Annotated in this window: 4 protein-coding genes; 3 read left to right on the forward strand and 1 reads right to left on the reverse strand. The window is 71.7% G+C overall.

Annotated features, from left to right (window positions below):
* Nucleotides 1-190: 190 nt before the first annotated feature.
* Both CWC38_RS02660 and CWC38_RS02665 read left to right on the forward strand, forming a co-directional pair.
* Complete coding sequence (locus CWC38_RS02660; RefSeq protein ID WP_121845281.1) at nt 191-1,837, forward strand: thiamine pyrophosphate-dependent enzyme; 1,647 nt, start codon at nt 191-193, stop codon at nt 1,835-1,837.
* Between the two features lie 248 nt (nt 1,838-2,085).
* Nucleotides 2,086-3,714 (forward strand): amidohydrolase, encoded by a 1,629-nt coding sequence (locus CWC38_RS02665; protein WP_121845282.1) that lies wholly within the window; start codon nt 2,086-2,088, stop codon nt 3,712-3,714.
* Nucleotides 3,715-3,892: 178 nt separating this feature from the next.
* On the opposite strand, the gene CWC38_RS02670 is transcribed toward CWC38_RS02665, so the two are convergent.
* Nucleotides 3,893-5,272, reverse strand: coding sequence for an NAD-dependent succinate-semialdehyde dehydrogenase (locus CWC38_RS02670; RefSeq protein WP_121845283.1), 1,380 nt, complete (start codon nt 5,270-5,272; stop codon nt 3,893-3,895).
* 300 nt (nt 5,273-5,572) lie between these two features.
* Between CWC38_RS02670 and CWC38_RS02675 the strand changes: the two genes are divergently transcribed.
* A partial coding sequence (locus tag CWC38_RS02675) for an NAD-dependent succinate-semialdehyde dehydrogenase (RefSeq protein ID WP_133306229.1) occupies nt 5,573-7,053 on the forward strand: 1,481 nt, incomplete at its 3' end.

Raw genomic sequence — 7,053 nt, forward strand, 5'->3', positions numbered from 1 at the left:
CCGGGCGGCGTCGGCCTCGTCGGGGGCGGGGACGGGAACTGCAGACTCGAGGGGACGGGCTGCGCAGGGCCCGGCGGTAGGATCGCCGCACGAGCCACCGCAGGTGCTCCCGGTCACACCCACGACCGGCAGGGCACCCGCACCCGCACCCGCACCCGCACCCGCACCCGCACCCGAGTCAGGAGAACCCATGGCGCAGCAGTCCGCCGGCCACCTCATCGTCGAATCGCTCAAGGCCCACGGGGTGGAACGTGTGTTCAGCGTGCCCGGGGAGAGTTTCCTGGACGTGCTGGACGGGCTCTACGACTCCGGGGTGCAGAACGTGGTGTGCCGCCAGGAGGGCGGGGTCACCTACATGGCCGAGGCGCACGGCAAGCTCACCGGGCGGCCGGGCGTGGCCATGGTGACCCGCGGGCCGGGTGCGTCCAATGCCTTCGTAGGTATCCACCTGGCGTGGCAGGACTCCACTCCCCTGGTGCTGTTCGTGGGGCTCGTCCCGGTGGCCCACCGGGAGCGGGAGGCGTTCCAGGAGTTCGACCCGCACCAGTGGTTCGGCTCCCAGGCCAAGCGCGTGCTGGTCCTGGACGACCCGGACAGGGCGTCCGAGTACGTGGCAGAGGCGTTCTTCGCGGCCTCGTCCGGGCGCCCCGGCCCCGTGGTGGTGGGCCTGCCCGAGGACGTCATCACCCGGCAGACCGACGCCCCCGTGGTCCAGCCCGTGCCCGTGACCGAGGGCGCGGTGGGGCGGGAGGACCTCGCGGACCTGCGCGCGGCCCTGGAAAGTGCGCAGCGCCCCGCGATCCTCGTGGGCGGGCCCCGCTGGACCCCGGAGGCCGCGCGGCAGGTCACGGAGTTCGCCGAGCGCCACGGCATCCCCGTGGTCTCGGACTGGCGCGCGGCGGACCGCGTGCCGGGCACGTCCCCCGTGAACGCGGGCGAGACCGGCTACGGCCGCAGCCGGGAGACGGTGGAGACGCTGGAGAACGCGGACGTGCTGCTCGTGGTGGGCGGCACCCTCTCGGACATCCCCACGGACGGCTTCACGGTGCGCCAGGACCCCGCCGCGGTGAACTGGATCGTGAACATCGACTCCTCGTTGCGCCAGCACTCCGGTGCGGTGACCCGGCAGATCCTCGCCTCTCCCGTGGCGTTCGGGCGCGCCCTGGCCGAGCTGGAGCTCGGCGAGCACCCGGACTGGTCCGCGTGGCTCGAGACCCCCGTGGCTGCCCGCCGCAGGCGTTTCGAGATCCCGGCCACCGCGGGGAACAACGCCGAGGGCACCGCGGACATGGAACTGGTGATGAAGGCGCTCATCCCCCACCTGCCCGAGGACGCCGCGGTGGTGTACGGCTCCGGGAACCACACCGCATGGGCCAACACGTACGTGCCCACGGGTGCGTTCCCGTCGCAGCTCTCGGTACGCAACGGCACCATGGGCTACTCCGTGCCCGGCGCGGTCTCCGTGTCCCTGGAGCAGCCGGAGCGGTTCGTGTTCGCCATCGCCGGGGACGGCGAGTTCCTCATGAACTCGCAGGAGCTGGCCACCGCCCGCCAGTTCGGCGCCCACCCGCTGATCATCGTGGTGGACAACGGCCAGTTCGGGACCATTCGCGCCCACCAGGAGAACCACTACCCCGGCCGCGTCTCCGGCACCCAGCTGCAGAACCCGGACTTCGCCACCGTGGCGCGCGGCTACGGGGCCTTCGGTGCGCGTCTGGAGCGCAACGAGGACATCGAGGGCGTCATTGCCGACGCCGTCCGCGCCGTCACCGAGGACCGGGTCCCGGCCGTGGTGCACGTGCTCGCGGACCCCGCGAAGCTGCTCCCCGGCATGTAGTCCGAGCCCCGCACGGCGGCGCCGCGGCGCCACGCCCCCGGGCCACGGGAGCCCGGGCGTTGTCCGCCCCGTGGCCAGGCGCGTGCGCTGCGGCACCCGCCGTTCGGCACCGTGGCGCGGTCCCCGCCGGGCGCCCGGGTGAGCGCGAGGTGCCCGACCCGGCGCGGCGGCGGCGTCGTAGGGTGGTGCCTGACGACCGGCGGCTGCCGGGCCGTCGCCGTGCCCGGCGCACCACGAGGAGTTCCCCGATGTACCGCTTGTTCCACAACGCCACGGTCCACGCCATGAACCCGGCCACGGGCTGGACGCCGCAGGGGCAGTGGCACTCCCACGACATGCCCCACCCCAACGCGATCCTCACCTCCGAGGACCGGATCGTGGCGGTGGGCGAGTACCGCGAGCTGCGGGACCTGGCCCCGCTGGGCACCGAGCGCACGGACCTGGGCGGGACGTATGTCCTGCCGGGCATGGGCGACGGCCACATCCACTCCGCCATGTACTCGCGCTCGCTCATCGAGCCGGACATGCGCCACTGCACCACCCTTGACGAGGCCCTGGCCGTGCTGCGGCCCTACGTGGAGCAGGCCCGGGTGGACCCCACCATCACGTGGATCTTCGGCGGGCAGTGGAACATCAACGCGTGGACCACGCCGCAGCGCCCGGACCGGCGGGTGCTGGACTCGGTGGCCCCGGACGTTCCCGTGGCGCTGAGCTCCCTGGACCTGCACACCCTCTGGTTGAACTCCCGGGCGCTGCAGGAACTGGGCCTGGACCGCACGGTGAAGGACCCGGACGGCGGGGAGTTCGAGCGGGACGAGCACGGCGAACTGACCGGCGTGCTCAAGGAGGCAGCGGCCATCCCCATCCGGGACGGGCTCATGCAGTCGGACGTCTCCGGAAGCATCGACTCCTATCTGCCCCTGGGCCAGCGGGAGCTGCTCAAGCGGGGCATCACGTCCCTCCACGACATCGACGGCGTGGACTGCCTGCACGCCTACCGGAAGCTGCACGAGCGCGGCGAGCTGGACCTGCGCGTGCACAAGATCCTGCGGCAGGAGCAGATCCAGGACTTCATCCAGCGCGGGATCCGCACCCACTCCGGGGACGAGTGGATCTCCATGGGTCCCCTCAAGCTCTTCGCGGACGGTGCCCTGGGCTCCCACACGTGCCACATGTCCGAGGCGTGGCCGGGCACCCACGACCACGGGATGGCCGTCATGGAGCCCGGGGAGATCGAGCACTGGATCCGCACGGCGGCCTCGGCCGGGATCGCGGCGGCGGTGCACGCCATCGGGGACCAGGCCGCCACGGAGGCCCTGGACGCCATGGCGGCGAGCCAGTCCGTGGCCCGCGCGTTCGGGCTGCGCCACCGGATCGAGCACGCGCAGTACATCAAGCGCAGCGACGTCCCCCGGCTGCGCGAGCTGGGGGTCACGGCCTCCATGCAGCCGTTGCACTGCACCACGGACATCCCGCTCAACGGCTTCCTGGCGGACCGCGACCTCGTGGCGTACGGGTGGAACACCCTGCGGCAGGCTGGCGTGGAGCTGGTCTTCGGCTCGGACGCCCCCGTGGAGGACCCCAACCCGTTCCACGGCATCCACGCCGCCATCACCCGCACCCGCGACGGCGCCCCCGAGGGCGGCTGGCAGCCCCACGAGGTGGTCACCCGCCCCGAGGCCGTCACCTACTACACCCACGCCGTGGCCCGCGCGTCCTACGAGGAGAACCTCAAGGGCTGCCTGGCCCCCGGCATGCTCGCGGACTTCGTGAGCGTGGACCGGGACATCTTCGCCGTGGACGCCGAGGCCGTGCGCGACACGGTGGTGGAGGCCACCGTGGTGGGCGCCCAGATCCGCTACCAGCGCGAGGACTGACCGGCCCCGGGGACTGCGCCCGGCGGCGTTGTCCCGGCAGTCGACGCCGCCCGCTCACCGCGCGCAGCGGCGTCGCCCACCGCACCGCCCGGCCCCCACGTGGCCGTCCCCACGCCGACACGACGCCGCCCCCGCGCCTGTGCAGGCGCGGGGGCGGCGGGTGCGGCGCGCGGGGGCGCTACTTCTTCTTCGGCGTGTGGATCAGCTTCTTGTTGGCGAACTCCTCGATGCCGAACGGGCCGAGCTCGCGGCCCACGCCGGAGCGCTTGACGCCACCGAAGGGCATGTCCGGGGCGGTGCCGGTGACCTCGTTGACGAACACCATGCCGGAGTCCACGCGCTGGGCCACCTCCAGGGCTGCGGCCTCGTCCGCGCCGAACACGGAGCCGCCCAGGCCGAACGGCGAGGAGTTGGCGAGCTCCACGGCCTCGTCGGCGTCCTTGACCTTGTAGACCACGGCCACGGGGCCGAAGATCTCCTCGGTGTAGGCGCGCATCTCGGGCGTGACGTCCGCGAGCACGGTGGCCTCCATCCAGGCACCCGGCTTGTCCAGCTTCTTGCCGCCGGCGAGGACGGTGGCACCCTTGTCCACGGCGTCCTGGACCTGCTCCATGATCCCGTCACGGGCCGCCACCGTGCACAGTGGGCCCAGGAAGGTCTTCTGGTCGGTGGGGTCCCCCGGGGTGACGCCCTGAACGGCCTGCGCGAAGTTCTCCACGAAGGTGTCGTAGGCGTCCTCGAGCACGATGAAGCGCTTGGCGTTGGTGCACGCCTGGCCGTTGTTGAGCATGCGCCCGAACACGCCCTGCTTGACGGTGCGCTCCACGTTCTGGTCGTCCAGCACGATGAACGGATCGGAACCGCCGAGCTCCAACACCACCTTCTTGAGGTTCTTGCCCGCGGTGGCGGCCACGGCCGCGCCCGCGCGCTCGGAACCGGTGAGGGACACGCCCTGCACGGCGGGGTCCGGGATCACGATGTCCGCGATCTGCTCGTTGGACGCGAAGATGTTGAGGTAGACGTCCTCCGGGAATCCGGCCTCCCGGAACAGCTGCTCCTGGACCAGCGCGCACTGAGGGACGTTCGGGGCGTGCTTCAGCAGCACGGTGTTGCCGAGCATCACGTTGGGCGCGGCCAGGCGCGCCACCTGGTAGTAGGGGAAGTTCCACGGCATGATCCCGAGCACCACGCCCGTGGAGTCCAGCACCACGCGGGCCTCTCCCCCGGTGGACGGGGTGAGGGTGCGGCCCTTCATGAACTCCGCGGCGTTGTCCGCGTAGTAGTCGTAGATGTCCGCCACCAGCTGGACCTCGCCCACCGCCTGCGCGGCCGGCTTGCCCATCTCCTCGGTGATCAGGGCGGCCAGCTCGTCCTGCCGCTCGCGGTACAGCTCCGCCATGCGGTGCATGAGCTTCGCGCGCTCGGCCACCGGCACGCAGCGCCAGGAACGGTACTCGGCGGCGGAGCGGGCCACGGCGTCCCGGATCTGCTCGTCCGTGGCGGTCTCGAAGGTCTTGACGGTCTCCCCGGTCGCGGGGTTGGTGGTTGCGTAAGCCATGGCCCCAGCGTAGGCGTCGTCACACCCAGGTGGCAGGGGTTTCACCCTGGGCGAGAGCACACGACGACGACGCCCGGTGCCCCCCGGCTGCCGAGCCGGCCGTCCGGCGTCGCGCCCCCGTAAGACGGCCCGTCGTGGCCGGCGTCACGAACCGGCACATTCGACGCGTCAGCGGGTTGCCCCAGGACAATGGAGGATTCCGGCCCGGCGCCCCTTGCGCCCGGGCATACGATGAACGCAGACAGCTCTGTCCCACGAACCCGAGACCGAAGCGCACCCGTGCGCGCCGAAAGGACACAGATGAGCATCCACGACAAGGTTTCCGCCGTTCTCGAGGCCACGCCCAAGGGCCTGCTGATCAACGGCGAGTGGCGGGGCGCCTCGGACGGCGGCACGTTCGACGTCGAGAACCCCGCGACCGGCGAGGTGCTGGCCACCCTGGCCTCGGCCACCGAGGAGGACTCGCGCGCCGCGATGGACGCCGCCGCGAACGCGCAGGAGTCCTGGGCCCGCACGAGCGCCCGCGAGCGCTCCGAGATCCTGCGCCGCGCGTTCGACCTGGTGCAGGAGCACGCCGAGGACCTCGCGCTGCTGATGACCCTGGAGATGGGCAAGCCGCTGATGGAGGCCCGCGGCGAGGTGGTCTACGGCGGTGAGTTCCTGCGCTGGTTCTCGGAGGAAGCCGTCCGCCACTACGGCCGCTACGCGTCCACCCCCGAGGGCAACCTCAGGATGTTCGTCTCCCACAAGCCCGTGGGCCCGTGCCTGCTGATCACCCCGTGGAACTTCCCGCTGGCCATGGCCACCCGCAAGGTGGCTCCCGCCGTGGCCGCCGGCTGCACCATGATCCTCAAGCCCGCGCGTCTCACCCCGCTGACCTCGCAGTTCTTCGCGAAGCTCATGATCGAGGCGGGCATCCCCGCGGGTGTGCTGAACGTGGTCTCCTCCAAGTCCGCGGCCAACGTCTCGGACCCCATCATGGCGGATCCGCGCCTGCGCAAGGTGTCCTTCACCGGCTCCACGCCGGTGGGCAAGCAGCTCATGAAGACCGCCACGGACCACGTGCTGCGCACCTCCATGGAGCTGGGCGGCAACGGCCCGTTCATCGTCTTCGAGGACGCGGACCTGGACAAGGCCGTGGAGGGCGCCATGGCGGCGAAGATGCGCAACATGGGAGAGGCGTGCACCGCGGCCAACCGCTTCCTGGTGCACGAGTCGGTGGCCGAGGAGTTCTCGCAGAAGTTCGCGGCGAAGCTCGCCGCCCTCAAGCCCGGCAACGGTCTGGAGGAGGACTCCACCGTGGGTCCCATGGTGGAGAAGAAGGCCCTGGACTCCGTCAACGAGTTCGTGCAGGACGCGCTGAGCAAGGGCGCGAGCGCCGTCGTGGGCGGCAAGCCCGTGGACGGGCCCGGCTACTTCTTCGAGCCCACCCTGCTCACCGGCGTGACCGAGGACTGCCGCGTGTTCCAGGAGGAGATCTTCGGGCCCGTGGCGCCCGTGATCACCTTCACGGACGAGGACGACGCCGTGCGCCTGGCCAACACCACCGAGTACGGCCTGGCCTCCTACGTGTTCACCGAGGACATCTCCCGCGCGCTGCGCATCGGCGAGCGCATCGAGTACGGCCTGCTGGGCCTGAACGTGGGCGTCATCTCCAACGCGGCCGCTCCGTTCGGCGGCGTCAAGGAGTCCGGCGTGGGCCGCGAGGGCGGTGCCGAGGGCATGCCCATGTACTGGACGGTGGTGTACTCGGCAATGCCCTCGGCACCGCCCTCGCGGCC

Origin of the sequence: Kocuria tytonicola (assembly GCF_003687455.1) — a bacterium.
In the GTDB taxonomy this organism is placed as follows: Bacteria; Actinomycetota; Actinomycetes; order Actinomycetales; family Micrococcaceae; genus Kocuria; species Kocuria tytonicola.